Genomic DNA, 18,537 nt, shown 5'->3' with positions numbered 1-18,537 from the left:
ATTAATTGATTAATACTTTCTTCAGTTTTTCATAAGTCAATATTTCTGGAATATCTTTCCGAATTGAGTGGTCAACAGCTTCATTCCTGGAATTAAAATATATTGCATCAAAGCCTGCTTCTATAGCAGGCTTAATGTCATGATCCCACGTATCCCCTATGTAAAGATAATGCCCCATACTTCCAAGAACATATTGAAATATGTCAACGTCTGGCTTTTCAATCCCTGCAGTTTCTGAAATGTAAATATTCTCATGAGGGATCCATTGAAGCAATTGAAGAGCTTTAATTTTTGCTAGCTGTGTTTCCTGCCCACCATTTGTAATAATGCCTAGCTCTATTCCACTATCCCTCAAAGTAGATAGAATAGAGGAAACCCCGTCATATAATTCAGCGAAGGAGGCAACTTTAGATTGATATTCTCTTTGGAACTCTAACGCTTCCTCCTCAGAGCAAGTTAAGTTAAAATAGTCATTCGTTTTACAAAATCGCTTCACCTGGTACCATTCTCTTGACCATCTACCTTCTTCATAGGCATTCCAATATTGATCGCAATTAGATTTGAATACATTAAACCACTGCTCAACTGAAACAGATTTACTTTTATTTAGCAACATTTTTTCTGCACAATGCAAAATGGTTTTTTTAAAGGCCTTTTCGTGATCATAAAGAGTGTTATCTAAATCAAAGTAGATGTGTGTCCACTTCATCTAAAGCTCCCCCAGTCTCCGGTTAATCAAACTATTCCTTATTGTCTTCCCCCTATTCTAACCTTTTCAATTTTTAGAAGAAAGCTTTGTTAGCTTATATTGTTGATTCTCGACTTTTGCCTCATTCGAGTGGTCATCACAGTGTATAAATGAGCCAAAATCAACTGCGTACATTAACATACACTAGAACAAAGAAAAACCCCCACCGGTGAGGTAGAGGTTAAGATAGAAAAGAGCTAAAAAGTTTGTTACGTAAACCTGGAAATTTCAACGAATTTCCGACGACAAAGCGCCTTATCACTGCGACGCCTAGCAGCCCATTTAATAATCGGTATCGGTATTCATACAACACGACTACTAAAGATAATAGAACAAGAACCTTCGTTATTTTCATCATTCTCCTCCTGAAACTGTACTATATCTCTACTGTTTGCAGGTAATGACGTTTTTATCCATGATTCACAGAGGAGTCTTCACCTAATTTCTTATTATTCCAATAGCCCAAAATCACAGTAAATAATGGTGATAGCCATAGAAAGACTGCAAACGGAAGATAGCTTAACACCGATACCCCTAACGTTTCTGCAAAAAAGGCACCCGATACTCCCCATGGGATTAACGGATTAATGAGCGTCCCAGCGTCTTCTAATGTACGGGAAAGATATTTCCGATCCACGCCTGCTTTATCATAAAACGGCTCAAACGTTTGACCAGGAAGAAGAATTGACAAATACTGCTCACCTGTTAACAAATTCACTCCAATTGCAGATGTGGCTGTGGCAGAAATTAAATGGCCTCGCTTATTTAGAAGCTTTGTTAACCCGCTCATGAGGGATTGAATGATTCCCATCACTTGCAGAACGCCACCAAGTGCTAATGCTAAAATAATCAGTGAGACGCTCCACATCATTGATTGAAGGCCACCTCTATTTACGATTCCATTTACAAGGTCACTTGATGTACCACTCACAAAACCATTTTGCATCGTTCCAAGAATTGAACCAGCTGAATACACGCCTTGTGTTAACATTGATACGATAATTCCCGCAAGAAGCCCGGCAAACAAAGTGACTAGGACAGGCACTCTTCTTACAGCAAGAACGAGCACGATAACAGGAGGAATTAACGTCCAGAGTGATATATTAAACTCACTTTGCAAAACCGACATAGCTTTGTTCAAATCCTCCGGGTTAACGGAAGTAGATAAATTTTTACTCATCATAAAAAAGAAGATTACTGCTACGACAATGGCTGGAATGGTAGTCTGTGTCATATGTCGAATATGAGTGAACAGATCTACTTTTGCAACAGCAGGAGCAAAGTTGGTCGTATCAGAGAGGGGAGACATTTTGTCTCCGAAGCATGCACCTGAAATAACAGCTCCAGCGGCCAAAGCCGGGTTAACCCCCATTGCTGCTCCTATTCCCATCATCGCTACGCCAATGGTACCGATTGTAGTAAATGAACTGCCTGTAAAGCTTGAAACGATAATGGTCACGATCAATGCACTGATGAGAAACCACTCAGGCTGGATGAACTGAAGCCCTCCATATAACAATGTTGGCACCGTACCACTCTGCATCCATACGGCGATCATCATTCCTACTACAAAAAGAATGAGAATTGGCTTTAAGCCCGTAGTTATACTCTGCAGTAAAGCCTTCTCTATTTCTTCCCACTTCATACCAAGAATTAATCCCAATATCCCCATTCCTACTATGCCAGCAAGAAGAGGAATATGCGGTTCTACCTTTAAGCCAATAATACTAAACAACATCCAGCTCATTAATAGCGCAATCACAACAAGCGCTATTGGAAATGATATTTTTTTCATTTTCTTTCTCTCCCTTGATCTATGTTCTCTCACCGATTAGTTTTGCTCTATCTGTCTTTTTCCATTAAAAAAAGCCCTTCAATAATTGAAGGGACGAAATTTTTTCGCGGTACCACCCTTATTGACAGTAATAACTGCCCACTTATATCCTCAATATCGGGAGGATCACCCGTACCTAGCTCCTCAAATGTAATTTCACTCCTAGACGCCCTAGTTTTCACCAACCACCAGGTCTCTTCGACTGCTTATCTAGAGAAGCTACTTTTTCTGAATCTTCGCTTTTGTACTTTTATGCTTTTGTGCGTTTAAGTAACATCGTTATTCTATAATTGAATATGAGCTATGTCAAGGATAAGAGTTAAGATGTAAAAAAGCACCAGCCTAAGGCTGATGCTTTTTACATGCCAATATATCTTGAATAGAGTGCTTTTGCTCTTCCACTATCTTCTGTTCCTTGAATAAGTACCCGTCCATCAGGAAATAACACTAGTCTTTCCCCCTCCTCAAGTTGTGCTTTAAGTAAGAAAGGAGTTTTCTTTACTGTAGTTGTTTTTTCTAGCTTTGATGCCCATTCTTTTAAATCAAAATGACTTTCAAGCTGTATCTGAATCGTTTCTCTTCCACATAGAGAGGTGATATCCTGCTTAGCTCCCGCTTTTAATGATGGATATTCGTTTGTTTGGCATGTTGGACAACCTTCTTTAGGCGAAGAAAATTTCATCGCATAACTATGATTATGCCAAATATCCATTGTCATTAGGCTGCGATGAAGCTTCTCATGGTCTCCCGCTATATATTTCATAATCTCAGTCACTTGATACGATGCGATAATATCAACGATAGGAGAAATAACCCCGATCGTGTCACACGTTTCACCAGTCGTTCCTTCGCCACCCTGAATAAAGCAACGAAGGCAAGGCGTTTCACCAGGAACAAATAGTGCTGTCATTCCCCTTGAACTTACCGCCCCACCATATACAAAAGGAATATTCATTTTAAAACAAGCATCATTTAAAAGAAAACGTGTGGAAAAGTTATCGGTCCCGTCCATAACAAAGTCCACTTCTTCCATAAGGTCACTTACGTTACTTGCATTAACATCCGCTATGATCGCTTCGATTTCAACTGAGGAATTCATTTTTTCTAGTTTCTTTTTGGCTGCAATTGTTTTTGGTAACGCTGCCGAAACATCCTCTTCGTCAAATAGCATTTGTCTTTGAAGATTGCTCTTCTCAACATAATCACGATCGACAATTCTTACATGACCGAAGCCCGCTCGCACAAGATGATTGGCAATCGCTGTCCCTAGTGCACCCATTCCTACAACAAGAGCCCGTGATTGACTGAAATTCTTTTGGCCTTCTTCGCCTATAGGAGAAAACAGCATTTGTCTTGAATACCTTTTAAAGTCATCCATTTAATCTCTCTCCTTTTGAACAAATTTATATTCTTCTTTTGTATTTACATTTAAAAACTGCTTTTTCAGTTCTTCAACTGTTATATATTGGGCATTAATTAATTCAAAAAGATCATTCATTTTTCTTTTTCCTGATAAAAGAAGCTCTTCGATAATGGATTGACAGGAAGAATGATAGATAGCACAGAGTGGCTGGCTTCTTCCAGAGCTCACCGGTATGACGGCCATTGCTTCTGGATGTTTGATCATTTCTTCAATTAGTGTAGAAAATAGACCATCCGTTACGAACGGCATATCACAAGCGACCGTTAGATAAAGATCACCATTCGTTTGAGTCATCCCAGAATAAAGACCTGCTAGCGGTCCCATCCCTACAAATTTTTCCTCATCTCTTATCACTCTTATATCTTTTGATGTGCTCATGCTAAACTGCTCTAATAAATCTCTATTTGTTACGATAATGGATTCATTTACAACAGGGTGAAGTTGATTCAGTACCACTTCATAAAAAGGCTTGCCGTGATAAGTGGCAAATGCTTTTGGGGATCCAAACCTTCTGGACTCCCCTCCTGCTAGCAATGTACCTATTATTTTTATAACCACCATGCACCTCCCACAAGAGCGCCAATCATAGACGAGGCGAAATTGACCACGTCATTATTAAATCCTTTTATACCGCTGATTTTGACTGTCCTATTTCCACAATGCATATGGCGTTCAGTTTTTGAACCACATTTCTGACATTTTAACTCTTCTTGCAAGGTTGCTCCAATTAGCGTATCGCTTAAACAGCCGACAAATCCTGCGACCGTAACAATAACTAACCCCAGAAAAGATAAGTCAAAAACAAGTGAACCAACTCCTCCAATTAAACCAGCTCCGAGCAAAGACGCCAATATACCTGGCATACTAATAGCTCCAGAAGTGCCTGCCGGAACGAATTTCATCGTTATTATATGAAGGGGGCGTCGCTTTGAGAGAACGCCAAGTTCAGATGCCCAGGTATCAGAATTAGAAGTGGCAATCGCACTTAGAAAAATAAACAGCCATACATCCCCAGGGAATAAAAGCATCATTATTCCAGCGAAAGCAGCAACCCCTCCATTTGCAAGAACTTGATACTGATCTCTCGAAGCGCCCTTTTCTACAATTTGTTCCACCCCATCTTTTAACTGCGCTTTATACTTACTCCATATAGTAGAAGTAAAAAAAAGATACCAAGAAGCAAGAGCCCTTTCCAGCCAAAACCTAGTGCGATCGCGCACCCAACACCTGTGGCGGCTATTGCTCCATTTCTCGAAAGTGCATGAACTTTATATCCTAGAATACCTGTTATAGCACTTAAAAAAGCGTAAATGATCATTTTACGTTAACAAGCTGTTCATTAGTAATGATGGCTTCCACAGGTACGTCAAAAGATTCGGTTGGCACCTTTTCAACGACTTGAAATTGATAGGCAAGGGATACGGTTGAGTTTGAATAGTGTTGCAAATATCGATCATAGAAACCGCCACCAAATCCAATCCTAAATCCATTAAGATCAAAAATGAGACCAGGAACAAGCAAAAGATTTATTTCTTCTGGGGGACACACTACTGTTTTATCGGGGCGAGGTTCTTCCAACCCAAAATAAACGCTTTCTAGCTGATCCCACTCTGTTAAGTAGCGAAAAGTCATCTGCTTCGTCTTCGGATTGCACTTCGGGACTGCTACTCTCTTTCCATCAGTCCAAGCTTTTTCTATAATTTTCTTCGTATTTATTTCACCTTTCATTGCCACGGTTAATCCGATCGTTTCAGCCTTTTTGAATGGTTCATATGTATAAAGACGTTCACGTATTTGTTCATCAAGCAATATTTTCTCATCAGCACTAATTTCTTTTAATTTCACTTTCATGTTTGTTCGCCATTCATGTTTTGATTGCATCATCATTCCTCCTACTTTTCTCTTCTATTAGTTTACGAGAAAATGTGCAAATAAAAAAGCAGTAGGATATCCTACTGCTTACTTTGTTTCGCGATGTAACGTCTGCTTTTTAAGTCTTGGGCTGTATTTTTTAAGTTCAAGACGATCAGGGTTAGTACGTTTGTTCTTCGTCGTGATGTAGTTACGATCGCCTGTTTCAGTGCAAGCCAATGTAATTTGTACGCGCATGAATATCCCTCCAAATCCTATCAAACTGTTCATTTAACAACATACTTCATTATGATAACAAACATATCTCATTCAATCAAGTTGTTTTTGTTGAAGAAAGTGACTCATATTTCTCAAGATAATCCTTCACCACATCTACGTACGTTGCATGCGACCAGGTTAAGGGTGCTACAGATAGTGGTTTACCCGTGTAAGGATGAACCTGTTCTGGTAGTATACCACTTGTGAGGGCCTGCTTAAATACCCAATCAATATGATTCTTCGCATCGCGAAGTTGTTCAATCGTTTGAGCACTAGAAATTTTCCATTTGGCGATCCATAGAGTACAAATAACCCAAGGATTCCCTGGTACTTCTTCTACATTTTGTGATTGTTGAAAATAATAATCACTAACATAACGTGCTACACCGCCTATACTTGTTTTGACAGACAGGCGTTTTTCAATTTCTTCCATTGTACGAACGACCCTTGGATCATCTGCAGGGAATACTCCAAAAGCAAATAGACCAAACAAACTGCTTTCTATTGTATAATCCTTCGTTATCTCTCCAGTCTCACCATTGCGGTATAACCCCCGAATAAAGCAGGAACGGGTCTTATCATATAAATGTGTCTCAATTCCTTTTTTGATCCGCTGTGCCCCTTCAAAATAGCTATCAGCGCGGTCATCTTCACCAAATAGCCTTGCAAACGAATGAGCTGCCATCAAACCTCCATAGCAAGCTGAAGCTGTAAAGCTAAAAATTCCAAATCGCTCTTCCCAAAGATCGTAAGAAGGAAGTGGTAAATCTAGCGCTTCATCCATAAATTGCAACAAGAACTTAGCTCCTGGCCGTACTAAGAACTTATAGAGCGATTGAGCAAATTCAATATCTCCTGTCGATTGATAATGCTCCCAAAAAGCCCAGAGAACAAGAGCAGTTTCATCTTCTTGTATTGGAAGCTGAGATTGCTTTAAACGATCCACATAGGGATGCCAGCTCGATCCTACAGAGCCATCAGGATTGTATTTGTGATGTAAATACCCTTCTTTTGAAAGAAGCTCTGCACAGCAGCGATAGAAGTTCGCCACCATTCCATGGTAACCTGCTTTTGACATCGCTGAAGCAATGAGCGCGCCATCTCTTGGCCACATATAACTATAATGGTCTCTATTGTAATGCAAAATGTCTGAATCATTCGCCGCAATAATCGTTCCATTTTGGTTGGTTTGCGTTCGAACAATTAATAAGCTTCTTTTATAAAGTGAAAGAATGTCCGATCCTAAGTCTGTCTCAGGTAACACCGACTTATTCACCCAACGGTTCCAGTACATCCGAATTTTTTCAACAGTCAATTGTGTTCCAATCTCACTTACATACTCATGAATACTACTAACTTCTTCCTTCGTTCTTCCAACTGTCATCCAATAATAGGCTACTTTCTCACTGTTGGGTTCCAGCTTCGTTTCCAAAGAAAATGTGCTATCTACTGATCCCTGTGCGATGGGATTCACATGTAAGTGGCCGTCTTCAGCATCGCGCCACGTACCTTCAGCAGCCTGGAATCGTTTCACACCAGAAGTATACTGTTTAATCCCCGCCCCATCTATTTCACCATTAAAAAGAAAATATCGATATCGTTTGTAATGAATCATCGACTTAGTATCCGGACAATAATAAGCTGTATCGCCTACTTCAGTTTCATAAATATTCAGATCTTGATGAAAAAAAATCCTAACGTCACGTCTTTGACCTTCAAGGTTATGAATCGTAATCTTACGAATCATCAGCATCTCACGCTGATGGACCCCCTCTTCAAACACAAGCTTAATTCCGAGATGAGGATGGACAGCCGTACTATATGTTACCAGCGTGTCTTGATCATAATTAGGCTGAATCTCCCATTCAGATGAATGTAACCATGAAAATTTCCCATCTACCCAAACCCCTATACGATTTGCATGACCTTGAACGTGATTTTGCTGCCCAACATACGGATAATAAATATCTCGTATTTGAAGAAACTGGTCCATATTTATAAGCAATTGTCCATTTCCTATTACTAAGTGTCTTGGCATTTTGCTACCTCCTATCCATCTCCTACACTAGTTTATTGCACGAGTGGACAGGTCATTACTTAAGCTTTCTAATTATATGAAAAAACCACACTCTAATTTAGAGTGTGGTTCGATCACTATGCATTAAGGTCGTATCGTTTCCCCTTCACAACATAAATCACGCTTTCGGAAATGTTCGTACAGTGATCACCAATACGTTCAACATAGCGGCATATAAATGAAAGCTGTTGAATTTGACTAACACTTTCAGGATGTTCGGTCATTAACTCAAGTAGCTCCTTCACAAGACGACCATACATGTTGTCAATTTCATCATCTGCATCAGCAACAGCCATAGCCTTATTCACATCTTCATCATAGAAAGACGCAAGAACTTCTCTCAACATGTTATTTGCTTTCTCAGCTAGCGCTGGGATTTCTTCGATTGGCTTTACGAATGGCTTGTCGCCAATACGGATAATCGACTTTGCAATGTTGACCGCAAGATCTCCAACACGCTCAACATCTGTTGTAATTTTAAGTGCTGAGATGAGTCTTCTCAAATCTGTTGCAAGCGGCTGCTCTTTGGCAATTAACCAGATCGCTCTTTCATTAATTTCTTCCTCAAGTCTGTTTATTTTATGGTCATTTTCAATGATCTCAAGAGCTTTGTTAACATCCTGAGCTTTTAATGCTGTAATCGCATCATCAACTGCTATTTGTGCTAGTGATCCGAGTTCAAGTAGTTGTGACTTTATCTCATCTAACTGTTCCTGGAAATTCTCTCTTACTACCATAGTTGCTCACCCCCGAATTTATTAACCGAAACGGCCTGTAATATAATCTTCTGTACGCTTGTCAGTTGGATTAGAAAACAGCTGATTCGTATCAGAAAATTCAACGACTTCACCGTTTAAGAAAAAGGCGGTTTTATCAGAGATACGAGCTGCTTGTTGCATGTTGTGCGTTACGATAATAATACTGAAATCTTTCTTTAACTCTTGAACAAGTTCTTCTACTTTTAGAGTAGAGATTGGGTCAAGCGCAGATGTTGGCTCATCCATCAAGATAACATCAGGCTCAATTGCGAGACAGCGAGCGATACAAAGGCGCTGTTGCTGACCACCAGATAAACCGTAAGCATTTTCGCTAAGACGATCTTTTACTTCTTCCCAAAGCGCTGCACCTTTTAAGCTTTTTTCGACAATTTCATCAAGTACTTTTTTGTTTTTAATGCCGTGAATTTTGGGACCATAAACGACATTTTCATAGATTGATTTTGGAAATGGATTCGGCTTTTGGAAAACCATCCCCACTTTTGTGCGCAAATCTTCTACTTTGTATTTGTTCTCAAAAATATTTTTCCCACGATAGTTAATATCACCAGACATTTTTACAATTGGCACCATTTCAACCATTCTATTAAGAGCTTTAATAAACGTGGATTTACCACAACCGGATGGCCCGATAATGGCTGTTACCTGTTTTTCTGGAATTTCGAATTTAATATCTTTTAGAGCCTGGTCTTTTCCGTACCATAAATTAAAATTTTGAATGCTATATACAGAATCTTTTTCTTTTATCTGTTCTTCTGACCGCGGAGCTTTTACGACTTTCTTTTCATCCATAACTGTTTTCATTTTCAAAATCCCCTTTACACATTGATGAGAGTTTTACGTAGCTACAGTCTTTTAGAAAACTTATTTCGAATTAAGACAGCAATTGAATTCATAATGAGCAACATCGCAAGAAGAACGATAATTCCAGCTGCCGCAACATCATGGAACTCTGTCTGAGGTCGACTTGTCCAGTTGAAAATTTGGATTGGCATAACGGTGAAGCCGGACAAGAAATTCTCAGGCAAGTAAGCTACAAACGTTAATGCACCAATCATAAGAAGTGGCGCTGTTTCACCGATTGCGCGTGATAGCGCAAGAATTCCTCCTGTTAAAATCCCAGGGATCGCAGCTGGTAATACAACCTTTTTGATTGTTTGCCATTTCGTAGCACCCATCGCATAAGAAGCCTCTCGAAGCTCTTTTGGAACCGAACGTACAGCTTCTTGAGCAGCAACAACGATTATTGGCAAAATTAATAAACTCATCGTTAAACCACCGGCTAGAACACTGCGCCCCATTTCCAACATCCGAACAAATACAGTTAGACCAAGTAAACCAAAAACGATCGAGGGCACACCTGCTAAATTTGAAATATTTATTTGAATAAACGTTGTAAACTTATTTTTCTTTGCATATTCTTCAAGATAAATCGCGGTTCCAACTCCAATTGTAAGTGCCACTGGAGCTATCACTGCCATCATCCATAAAGTACCGAAAAATGCTGCTTTAATCCCTGCTTTTTCAGGGAAACGAGACGCGAAATTTTGAAAGAACTCAAGATTTAAGTAACCAATTCCTTGAGTGAATATCCGATATAACAAGATAACAAGCACTACGAGTGCTAGCATTGTTGCTCCAAAGAAAATTCCTTTAAGAATCTTATTTTGAGCCAGTCTGGTTTGCATTTTACTTTTTACTTTTGCCTGATCTACTAATTGCATTAGTATTCCTCCCTGAATCTACGAGAAATATATTGCGCGATAAGGTTCATGATAAGTGTGAAAAGGAAGAGCGTCATCCCAACAGCATAAATGCTGTAGTAAATTGTTGTTCCATAACCAGCATCCCCTAGACTTACCTGCACAATATAAGATGTCATTGTCTGTATAGACTCCGTTACATCTAGAGTAAGTTTTGGTGTTGCACCACCTGCGACTGTTACGATCATTGTTTCACCGATTGCTCTTGAAATCGCAAGTACAAAAGATGCAATAATTCCTGATAATGCTGCTGGTAGAACTACTTTCACAGCAACCTCAAATCGTGTAGCGCCAAGTCCGAGTGCACCTTCTCGAATTGCGTTCGGTACAGAGCTCATCGCATCCTCTGAGAGAGATGCAACCATAGGAATAATCATAATCCCTACAACGATACCGGGGCTTAACGCGTTGAAAATAGGAAGACTCGGAATAATATTTTGTAGAACTGGTGTAACAAAAGTTAAAGCAAAGAAACCATATACAATCGTAGGAATACCTGCTAATACTTCCAGAATCGGCTTAATGATTCTTCTAACGCTATCACTTGCATATTCACTCAAATAAATGGCTGCTGCTAAACCTAACGGAATGGCAACGAGCATGGCGATCCCGGTAATCATTAATGTTCCAGAAATCAGTGGCCAGATTCCATAATCAGGGTTGTCTCCAAAAAACGGGTACCAATCTTTATTCGTAAAGAATTCAATAATTGAAACACGGTTGAAAAACGTAATTGTTTCTACAATCAATGTAAAAACAATACCAAGCGTTGTTAATACAGAGATAATTGCACATAAAAGCAATAAGCCCGGTACAAGTTTCTCCATAAACTTCGCTCGTGATTGATTTTTCTCTTTTTTGTCTTTAATCATCTGACGAACAGAGCTTTGCATTTATTACTCCCCCTCACAAAGAGCAAAACAGGATAAAGTGAGGAGCCGTAACTCCTCACCAATCTGTTTCATTTTATTCTTACTTACCAGCGATTTCTTCTAGTTTGTTCATGTCTTCTGTATACTTTTCTTCTGGAAGAGCTACATATCCAACTGCTTCTGCCATTTCACCAGCGTTTTCTAGTGCATATTTAGTGAAATCATATACTGCAGGATTTTCTTCTACTGCAGAGTGCTTCACATAAGTGTATAGCGGGCGAGACAGTGGCTCATATGTTCCATCTTGAATTGTTTCTGCATTTGGTTCTACAGCTTCACCGTCACCATTAACGATTGGAACAATGTTAAGGTTATCTTTGTTTTCAAGGTAGTAAGCATAACCGAAGAATGCCATACCGTTTTTAGAGCCAGTTACACCATTTACAAGTACATTGTCATCTTCAGAAAGTGTTGCTTCTTTCACCATTTGCTCATCTTCTAGTACTACTTCATTAAAGTAGTCATACGTTCCAGAATCTGTACCAGGGCTAAATAATTCGATTTTTTCTTCAGGCCATTCAGGGTTAACGTCGCTCCACATCGTTGCTTCGCCTAACCAGATTTTCTTTAAGTCGTCAATTGTAAGCTGATCTACCCAATCATTCTCAGAGTTAACAACGATAGAAAGACCGTCTTTTGCAATTTCAAATTCTGTGAAGTCAATACCAGCTTCTTCAAGTGCAGCTGTTTCTTCTTCCTTGATTGGACGAGAAGCGTTACTCATGTCTGTTTCACCAGCAGAGAATTTCTCAAATCCACCACCAGAACCTGAAACACCTACACTAACTTTTACATCAGGTTGTACAGAAGCGTATTCTTCAGCAACTGCTTCCATAATCGGGAATACTGTAGAAGATCCGTCCATTAGAACTTCGCCAGATACTTCTTCACCAGAAGCTTCTCCGCCGCTGTTTGTGTTACCAGAATTATTTCCGCAAGCTGCTGCGAAAATCATTACCATCGACATAACTACCATAAGCATAATGCCCTTGAACTTCATGTAATTTCCCCCTAAATGGATGTTTGTACTTTGTGACCAACCAGGTTGTTTGTGTATTGGCCTCTCAATCACAATTCTTAGAATACAGGCTAGATATTAATGTCGTATAAACCGAATGTAAAGAGATTGTAAATGCGTGTCGGAAAACGTTTTAATTAGTCTTTTTGGTGCATACCTTACTTTTGCAATGCATTCAGCCTATCACTTCACCTCAATCTGACAGATATTATTCATTAATTTGTCCTTAAACAATAAAAAAAACCGCTTTTCAGCGGTTTTTCATGAAATGCTATTCTGTTTCTTTTTTGTTAGCCTCAATAGGTTTCTTCGCTTCATCTTTTAAATCAAAATAAGCATCTAGAACGCGTCCACCTATTTTTTTATTAACATATCCTGAAGAAGAATCATTTACTTCTGGAACTACTACAGAAAAGGCTACTTCGGGATTATCATAAGGTGCATAGCCAACAAGGGTCAAATTATATCCATCTCCGATTTGCGCTGTTCCAGTCTTCCCAGCAGCTTGATAATCATCACTTTGGAAATAAGGATAATGTGTACCTGCGGTTCCATTTGCCGTATTCATAACCATCCACATCCCCTTTTGGACATGTGTCACTTCTTCTTCACTCATTTTAATTTTGTTTAACACCTCTGGAGTGTTTTGGAAAAGAATAGTATTTGATAGACCATCTTTTTCAGAAGGTTCATGAACTTCTTTTAATATGTGTGGCTCAATACGATAGCCGCCATTTGCGATTGTAGAGGTATACTGAGCCATTTGCATTGGTGTATACGTATCATACTGTCCAATTGCAAAATCGAGAATTTTACCAAATTCATTCACACCTCCGTTTAATCCTGCACTTTCACCAGGGAGATCAACCCCGGTTTTAACGCCTAGACCAAACTGAGAGAATGACTCTTTTAGCTCATCGTAAGCTGAAGGGTCATAACTACTACTTTCGTACGGAGCATAGTCATAGTCAGCCATCTTCATCGCGATTTTCCACATATATACGTTTGAAGATCTTTGTAAAGCAACTAGGTCTGATATAGGCCCCATTGCATTAGCCGTATATGAAGATTTTTTACCTTCGTCCTTAAAGTATAAAACTTCATCCACAAGCGTCGTATTCGGGTTAATAACACCATACTGATAACCTGTTAAAACAGTTGCTCCTTTAACAGTCGATCCCATTGCGTAGGAGTCACCGATCACTCCAAACGTTCGGTCTTTAAACTCTCCGTTGCTATATTCCTTACCAGCAAGAGAAAGAATTTCACCTGTTTTGGGATCCATCATGACTACATAGCCTCGTGTTGCCCCATATTGTCTTGCATCACGAAGCTCTTCATCGAGAATTTTCTCGACTTCCTTTTGAAGATCGATGTCTAATGAGAGGACCAAATCGTTTCCTCTTTGTCCTTCAATTACTTTCGGTTCACCAATTGGCTCTCCTGATTTGTCGGTCACGTAGGTTTGCTTTTCTTTTTGACCTTTTAAGTACTCTTCATATTCTTTCTCGAGATAGCTAATCCCCACTTTGTCATTTCTTTCGTAATCTCTCAAACCATAATAATCTAACTCATCCTTAGGGATTGGTCCGACCCTTCCGAAAATTGTTTGAAGAGTATTTCCATAGGGATATTCTCGAGTTGCGTCTGCTTGAATTTCTATTCCAGGTAGTGAACCAAGGTTTTCACTTACTTTAGCAATTTCATCTTCAGTTAAACCAATCTTAATTGTTTGAGATGATAAAGCGTACCTAGTATCCATCGCCCTTTTGATAGCAGCTACCTCAAGCTCTTGTGGATCGTTCTTAATCTCTTCTAAATCATCATCATTAATCCGTTCAATTTGGAGTTGATAAGCCTCACTCGACTCAAGTTCTTCCCACTCTTTTTCCGTTAGCTTTGCCTTCGCTTTTTCCGGATTCGTTACAATCCAATAATCTTTAAGATCTCGATCAATGACATCATCTGTATCTTTTTCAATATACCCAGCTAATTTCTGAGCTAATTCAAGCCTCTCAGCTTGCTTAGTATTCTGCGTTCGGATATATGTAAGCGCAAATTCAGGGTTATTATCAACCAGAACTCGCCCATAACGGTCATACATTTTCCCACGAGGTGCTGTTGATTCTGCTGTAACATTCTCAGTTTGCTCAGAAACACGCTCGTATTCTTCACCGTTTACAATCTGTATAACGCCCAGTCGAAGAATTAATATAGAAAACAAAAGGAATACAGATAAAAATAATATATTTAGCCTTAAAGGCACATGATTTTTCTTTTTCTTCGTGTTCACGATAGACTCCCTTCCCTTAAACAAATATAGACACCTGTTCCAGACAGGTGTCTCTGCTCTCTCTTCTACTTACTATACTTAGTGATATAAAAAAAGTAAAGGGTCTAATGAGCTATTGTACGGTGTCAGGAGAAGGGTTTGGGGGATGGGGAGCTTGAAGTTTTCTTACAAATAAGTAAATAAACGAATGGCCAGCACCAACAATTAATAATAAAATCGGAATGCTCGTTTCATCGTCGAATAACGCTACTGTTATTAAGAATAAAAGAACGGAAACAATTCGTCCTAAGTTTAAGTATACCTCTCGAACGACAATATACTCAATCCGCATTTCAACTGCATTCCAAGCCTTACCGATCACATCGTACGTAAGCGAAATGTAGGGGACAAGTAAAAGTGGATAAGCAAGAGAAATACAAACACCATACATTAACAACCGGGCAAACGTTAGGTCGGATACAAGTAAAAAAACCGAAGCGTAAAGAATAAGTCCGCCATATAAAATAGCCTTCTTACGATATCGCGGTTTAATCAATCTCGTCGCCAAATAATAAGCTAAAAACGATACTCCTGAATTAACAAGTCCAAAAGTACCAATTGCAAGCTCACTTTCCGTCGTAATAAAAACTAGGACAACGATAATGAAAATAAAGGTACCTTCTCTTATACCTTGAAAAAAATGCGCGTGTAAAATGTTAAGCCAATCTGTATTCGCTTTTCTTTCTTGAAAAACACGTGTAAATGAAAAAGTCCCTTTGGCAGAACGACGTTCGAGAAAGAAACTTAAGATTACAGCTGCGAAAAACAAAGCAAGTGAGACGGCAAATATTACTTTGTACCCCGTGAATGCTTCTAGACTTGAAATAATAACACCAGCAAATATTGGCCCAATCATCCCAGCGAAAGATGTAATTAAACCAAGGAATCCATTAAAGAAATCCCTTGTGTCCGGTTCTGTAATTTCGAATGTTAGCACATTAAATGCAAGCCAATAAAAGCCAAACCCTATTCCGAGTAAAGCGCCCAGTAAGATAAGCAAATGACTAGCGTTCTGACCAAGAAAAAGCACTGTTATATAGAAAAGAGCGAGAAAAATCACTCCAATCCGCAATACAATAACTCTATCCATTTTTTTAGCCCATCTACCTGCGAGAATAAAGGTAAGCGGCTGACTTATAACCGCAGCAAGGTTGTATATACCTATATCCGCAAAATCACCAGACTGCTTCCACAAGTAAACATTTACGAACGTATTTGAGAGCGCAATACTCAGCGCGTATAAACCACCGATTGTAAGTAATAACAACAAATCTTTTGTTACCTCTATCTCACCAATCATATGTTTTATAACTTTCATAACAAACTCCCCTTTTTTCATCCACCCTTATTTTGACTTAAATTCTGTTCGTTATGCGGATGAAACAAAAAGGATAAACTGTTTTTGAAAGGGGACTGGGTATGTATTACTTTCTATATCGGACAGACTACATTTCTGAAAACAGTCAAATCCAACTACTTCAAAGCGTTCAACATCTTATAGGAGATGATGAACACTCGTTCTTTATTTATAGGATGAGGCACTATCTTCAAATCCAATATCGAATTGATCTCATCTCTTTAACCATCACAGATCATCAAGTTCTGATTTGTACACCTCATGATTTTGAAACTGGCTGTGATTTTACAGATTTTATAATAAATTTCATGCTACACCATTTAGGAACAATTTATACCTTAATCGAACCATAATAGAAAAACCCCCAACATAAATGTCGGGGGTTTTGAAAGCTTGGTAAATTATTTAGCTGCTTCGTAACGCTTTGCAACTTCATCCCAGTTAACTACATTCCAGAATGCAGCGATATAATCAGGACGTTTGTTTTGATACTTAAGATAATAAGCATGCTCCCAAACATCTAGCCCAAGAATTGGTGTAACACCTTCCATTACTGGAGTATCTTGGTTTGGAGTGCTTGTTACTTCAAGTTCTCCACCTTTTACTACTAGCCAAGCCCAGCCTGAGCCAAAACGACCAGCTGCAGCATTAGCAAATTCTTCTTTGAAGCTTTCAAAGCTACCAAATTTCTTTTTAAGTGCTTCGCTTAGATCACCTGATGGTTCGCCGCCACCGTTAGGGCTTAGCAATTGCCAGAAAAGTGAGTGGTTAGCGTGCCCGCCACCATTGTTTCGAACAGCAGTGCGAATGCCTTCAGGAAGTGCGTCAAGGTTGCCAAGAAGATCTTCAAGGCTCTTAGATGCATGCTCCTCATGACCTTCTAGTGCACCATTTAATTTTGTTACATATGCGTTATGGTGCTTGTCGTGGTGGATCTTCATTGTTTCTTCGTCGATGTGTGGTTCTAGTGCATTGTAGTCGTAAGGTAGTTCTGGTAGTTCAAATTTAGCCATTGTGAATCTCCTCCTTAAATATAGTATGTAACTTGCTGTTAGGGTAGCGTTAGCCACCACTTGAACATGATGTCGTCACAAGTTTACACTAGCAGAATTGTCATGCGTTTTCAAATAATAAACCTTTGAATTTCCGCAACACAGATAAAGTTTCCCCTCAGTATATGGAATTAAACATCTTAAAAGAAAAAATCGAGAATTAACATCGTAATAACATACATAAAACATAAAAAAACTCGTCATTATTTGACGAGTGGGATCTTTATTGAGTGGTGGCTCCGGACGGAATCGAACCGCCGACACGAGGATTTTCAGTCCTCTGCTCTACCGACTGAGCTACAGAGCCGAATCATGTTATCAGTATTAATTTTAATTAGTATGTAGTTTGCATTTACATTCAAAATAATTTGGAGTTGCTATGAGCTTAGGTTGCCCCTAGAGCACTCCATTTAAATTCTAACAAAGAAGTATGTTCGACGTAGTAAGAATTTTATTTTGGTTGCGGGGGCAGGATTTGAACCCGCGACCTTTGGGTTATGAGCCCAACGAGCTACCGAACTGCTCCACCCCGCGATGATGTAAAAGAACCTAATTTGCATCCATTTTTTAGAAAGCTAACTTTTAGAAAATGGAGGAGGAAGAGGGATTCGAACCCCCGCGGGCGACTAAGCCCCTGTCGGTTTTCAAGACCGATCCCTTCAGCCAGACTTGGGTATTCCTCCGATATGCATTTGGTGGACCCTGCAGGACTCGAACCTGCGACCGGACGGTTATGAGCCGTCAGCTCTAACCAGCTGAGCTAAGGGTCCTTATGTAATAAGTGGGGCGGCTGATGGGAATTGAACCCACGAATGCCGGAATCACAATCCGGTGCGTTAACCACTTCGTCACAACCGCCATGTTGTATCGTTGAAATATATGGTAGCGGCGGAGGGGATCGAACCCCCGACCTCACGGGTATGAACCGTACGCTCTAGCCAGCTGAGCTACACCGCCATATGGCTCCACAGGTAGGATTCGAACCTACGACCGATCGGTTAACAGCCGATAGCTCTACCACTGAGCTACTGTGGAATATTTCTTAACGACAAGAACTAATATATCATATGGATAAAGAAAGAGTCAATAAGTTTT

At 39.5% G+C, this 18,537-nt stretch carries 18 protein-coding genes, 7 tRNA genes and 1 other annotated feature; of the genes, 1 reads left to right on the top strand and 24 read right to left on the bottom strand.

Annotation, left to right across the window (positions count from 1 at the left end):
• Window position 1: 1 nt before the first annotated feature.
• The 16 genes from ACIFPW_RS11435 to ACIFPW_RS11360 all read right to left on the bottom strand — a co-directional run bounded on the left by ACIFPW_RS11435 (window position 2) and on the right by ACIFPW_RS11360 (window position 16,351).
• Window positions 2–709, bottom strand: a complete 708-nt coding sequence (locus ACIFPW_RS11435) for an HAD family hydrolase (RefSeq protein WP_430244284.1) — start codon at window positions 707–709, stop codon at window positions 2–4.
• Window positions 710–929: 220 nt separating this feature from the next.
• Window positions 930–1,103 (bottom strand): hypothetical protein, encoded by a 174-nt coding sequence (locus tag ACIFPW_RS11430; RefSeq protein ID WP_194222167.1) that lies wholly within the window; start codon window positions 1,101–1,103, stop codon window positions 930–932.
• 54 nt (window positions 1,104–1,157) lie between these two features.
• The gene (gene nhaC, locus ACIFPW_RS11425; protein ID WP_430244282.1) at window positions 1,158–2,543 is read right to left on the bottom strand and encodes a Na+/H+ antiporter NhaC; all 1,386 of its coding nucleotides are present in this window, start codon (window positions 2,541–2,543) and stop codon (window positions 1,158–1,160) included.
• Between the two features lie 86 nt (window positions 2,544–2,629).
• Window positions 2,630–2,828: a binding site (T-box leader), on the bottom strand.
• 112 nt (window positions 2,829–2,940) lie between these two features.
• Entirely contained in the window at window positions 2,941–3,960 is a 1,020-nt protein-coding gene (locus tag ACIFPW_RS11420) for a ThiF family adenylyltransferase (protein ID WP_194222169.1), read from the bottom strand.
• Window positions 3,961–4,563, bottom strand: a complete 603-nt coding sequence (gene mobA, locus ACIFPW_RS11415) for a molybdenum cofactor guanylyltransferase (RefSeq protein WP_430244279.1) — start codon at window positions 4,561–4,563, stop codon at window positions 3,961–3,963. It lies immediately after the preceding gene.
• Window positions 4,554–5,225, bottom strand: a complete 672-nt coding sequence (locus tag ACIFPW_RS11410; protein WP_430244277.1) for a DUF92 domain-containing protein — start codon at window positions 5,223–5,225, stop codon at window positions 4,554–4,556. Before ACIFPW_RS11410 ends, mobA begins: the two co-directional genes overlap by 10 nt.
• Before the next feature lie 94 nt (window positions 5,226–5,319).
• On the bottom strand, window positions 5,320–5,886 hold the full coding sequence (locus ACIFPW_RS11405; RefSeq protein ID WP_194222172.1) for a 5-formyltetrahydrofolate cyclo-ligase: 567 nt from the start codon (window positions 5,884–5,886) through the stop codon (window positions 5,320–5,322).
• Between the two features lie 78 nt (window positions 5,887–5,964).
• Window positions 5,965–6,114, bottom strand: a complete 150-nt coding sequence (gene rpmG / locus ACIFPW_RS11400; protein ID WP_048308894.1) for a 50S ribosomal protein L33 — start codon at window positions 6,112–6,114, stop codon at window positions 5,965–5,967.
• A gap of 76 nt (window positions 6,115–6,190) precedes the next feature.
• Window positions 6,191–8,173, bottom strand: coding sequence for a glycoside hydrolase family 15 protein (locus ACIFPW_RS11395; protein WP_430244275.1), 1,983 nt, complete (start codon window positions 8,171–8,173; stop codon window positions 6,191–6,193).
• 116 nt (window positions 8,174–8,289) lie between these two features.
• Window positions 8,290–8,949: a phosphate signaling complex protein PhoU gene (gene phoU / locus ACIFPW_RS11390; RefSeq protein ID WP_194222174.1), complete on the bottom strand. Its 660-nt coding sequence runs from the start codon at window positions 8,947–8,949 to the stop codon at window positions 8,290–8,292.
• A gap of 21 nt (window positions 8,950–8,970) precedes the next feature.
• A complete protein-coding gene (gene pstB / locus ACIFPW_RS11385) occupies window positions 8,971–9,792 on the bottom strand; it encodes a phosphate ABC transporter ATP-binding protein PstB (protein WP_224883996.1) in 822 nt (273 codons plus the stop codon).
• Window positions 9,793–9,833: 41 nt separating this feature from the next.
• Window positions 9,834–10,712 carry a phosphate ABC transporter permease PstA gene (gene pstA, locus ACIFPW_RS11380; protein WP_160918775.1) on the bottom strand — a complete coding sequence of 293 codons (879 nt, stop codon included), beginning with the start codon at window positions 10,710–10,712 and terminating at the stop codon, window positions 9,834–9,836.
• On the bottom strand, window positions 10,712–11,644 hold the full coding sequence (pstC, locus tag ACIFPW_RS11375; RefSeq protein WP_098444237.1) for a phosphate ABC transporter permease subunit PstC: 933 nt from the start codon (window positions 11,642–11,644) through the stop codon (window positions 10,712–10,714). The genes pstA and pstC overlap by 1 nt, the downstream gene beginning before the upstream one ends.
• 79 nt (window positions 11,645–11,723) lie before the next feature.
• Window positions 11,724–12,683, bottom strand: coding sequence for a PstS family phosphate ABC transporter substrate-binding protein (locus tag ACIFPW_RS11370; protein WP_430244270.1), 960 nt, complete (start codon window positions 12,681–12,683; stop codon window positions 11,724–11,726).
• A gap of 289 nt (window positions 12,684–12,972) precedes the next feature.
• Window positions 12,973–14,994 carry a peptidoglycan D,D-transpeptidase FtsI family protein gene (locus tag ACIFPW_RS11365; RefSeq protein WP_430244268.1) on the bottom strand — a complete coding sequence of 674 codons (2,022 nt, stop codon included), beginning with the start codon at window positions 14,992–14,994 and terminating at the stop codon, window positions 12,973–12,975.
• A gap of 112 nt (window positions 14,995–15,106) precedes the next feature.
• A complete protein-coding gene (locus tag ACIFPW_RS11360; RefSeq protein WP_430244266.1) occupies window positions 15,107–16,351 on the bottom strand; it encodes an MFS transporter in 1,245 nt (414 codons plus the stop codon).
• Window positions 16,352–16,452: 101 nt separating this feature from the next.
• On the opposite strand from ACIFPW_RS11360, the gene ACIFPW_RS11355 reads away from it, so the two are divergent.
• Entirely contained in the window at window positions 16,453–16,743 is a 291-nt protein-coding gene (locus ACIFPW_RS11355; protein WP_430244264.1) for a hypothetical protein, read from the top strand.
• A 48-nt stretch (window positions 16,744–16,791) separates the two neighbouring features.
• On the opposite strand, the gene ACIFPW_RS11350 is transcribed toward ACIFPW_RS11355, so the two are convergent.
• The 8 genes from ACIFPW_RS11350 to ACIFPW_RS11315 all read right to left on the bottom strand — a co-directional run bounded on the left by ACIFPW_RS11350 (window position 16,792) and on the right by ACIFPW_RS11315 (window position 18,477).
• Window positions 16,792–17,403, bottom strand: a complete 612-nt coding sequence (locus tag ACIFPW_RS11350; protein ID WP_194222182.1) for a superoxide dismutase — start codon at window positions 17,401–17,403, stop codon at window positions 16,792–16,794.
• A gap of 270 nt (window positions 17,404–17,673) precedes the next feature.
• A tRNA-Phe gene (locus ACIFPW_RS11345) sits at window positions 17,674–17,749 on the bottom strand.
• A 150-nt stretch (window positions 17,750–17,899) separates the two neighbouring features.
• Window positions 17,900–17,976 (bottom strand) — tRNA-Met (locus tag ACIFPW_RS11340).
• A 56-nt stretch (window positions 17,977–18,032) separates the two neighbouring features.
• Window positions 18,033–18,125 (bottom strand) — tRNA-Ser (locus ACIFPW_RS11335).
• Window positions 18,126–18,135: 10 nt separating this feature from the next.
• Window positions 18,136–18,212, bottom strand: a tRNA-Ile gene (locus tag ACIFPW_RS11330).
• A 12-nt stretch (window positions 18,213–18,224) separates the two neighbouring features.
• Window positions 18,225–18,300, bottom strand: a tRNA-His gene (locus ACIFPW_RS11325).
• A gap of 22 nt (window positions 18,301–18,322) precedes the next feature.
• Window positions 18,323–18,399: transfer RNA gene (locus tag ACIFPW_RS11320), tRNA-Met, on the bottom strand.
• Between the two features lie 3 nt (window positions 18,400–18,402).
• A tRNA-Asn gene (locus ACIFPW_RS11315) sits at window positions 18,403–18,477 on the bottom strand.
• Window positions 18,478–18,537: the final 60 nt, after the last annotated feature.

Origin of the sequence: Pseudalkalibacillus sp. NRS-1564 (assembly GCF_050467905.1) — a bacterium.
In the GTDB taxonomy this organism is placed as follows: domain Bacteria; phylum Bacillota; class Bacilli; order Bacillales; family Guptibacillaceae; genus Guptibacillus; species Guptibacillus hwajinpoensis_B.
The sequence above is the reverse complement of the archived record's forward strand: the minus strand, read 5'-3'. Positions and strand labels throughout refer to the sequence as shown.

Coding starts and splice junctions, on each gene's coding strand:
- ACIFPW_RS11405 (WP_194222172.1), bottom strand. CDS start 5,886: ATGCAATCAAAACATGAATGGCGAACAAACATGAAAGTGAAATTAAAA.
- pstA (WP_160918775.1), bottom strand. CDS start 10,712: ATGCAATTAGTAGATCAGGCAAAAGTAAAAAGTAAAATGCAAACCAGA.
- rpmG (WP_048308894.1), bottom strand. CDS start 6,114: ATGCGCGTACAAATTACATTGGCTTGCACTGAAACAGGCGATCGTAAC.
- ACIFPW_RS11370 (WP_430244270.1), bottom strand. CDS start 12,683: ATGAAGTTCAAGGGCATTATGCTTATGGTAGTTATGTCGATGGTAATG.
- pstB (WP_224883996.1), bottom strand. CDS start 9,792: ATGAAAACAGTTATGGATGAAAAGAAAGTCGTAAAAGCTCCGCGGTCA.
- ACIFPW_RS11350 (WP_194222182.1), bottom strand. CDS start 17,403: ATGGCTAAATTTGAACTACCAGAACTACCTTACGACTACAATGCACTA.
- ACIFPW_RS11395 (WP_430244275.1), bottom strand. CDS start 8,173: ATGCCAAGACACTTAGTAATAGGAAATGGACAATTGCTTATAAATATG.
- nhaC (WP_430244282.1), bottom strand. CDS start 2,543: ATGAAAAAAATATCATTTCCAATAGCGCTTGTTGTGATTGCGCTATTA.
- ACIFPW_RS11355 (WP_430244264.1), top strand. CDS start 16,453: ATGTATTACTTTCTATATCGGACAGACTACATTTCTGAAAACAGTCAA.
- phoU (WP_194222174.1), bottom strand. CDS start 8,949: ATGGTAGTAAGAGAGAATTTCCAGGAACAGTTAGATGAGATAAAGTCA.
- ACIFPW_RS11420 (WP_194222169.1), bottom strand. CDS start 3,960: ATGGATGACTTTAAAAGGTATTCAAGACAAATGCTGTTTTCTCCTATA.
- ACIFPW_RS11435 (WP_430244284.1), bottom strand. CDS start 709: ATGAAGTGGACACACATCTACTTTGATTTAGATAACACTCTTTATGAT.
- ACIFPW_RS11360 (WP_430244266.1), bottom strand. CDS start 16,351: ATGAAAGTTATAAAACATATGATTGGTGAGATAGAGGTAACAAAAGAT.
- pstC (WP_098444237.1), bottom strand. CDS start 11,644: ATGCAAAGCTCTGTTCGTCAGATGATTAAAGACAAAAAAGAGAAAAAT.
- ACIFPW_RS11430 (WP_194222167.1), bottom strand. CDS start 1,103: ATGAAAATAACGAAGGTTCTTGTTCTATTATCTTTAGTAGTCGTGTTG.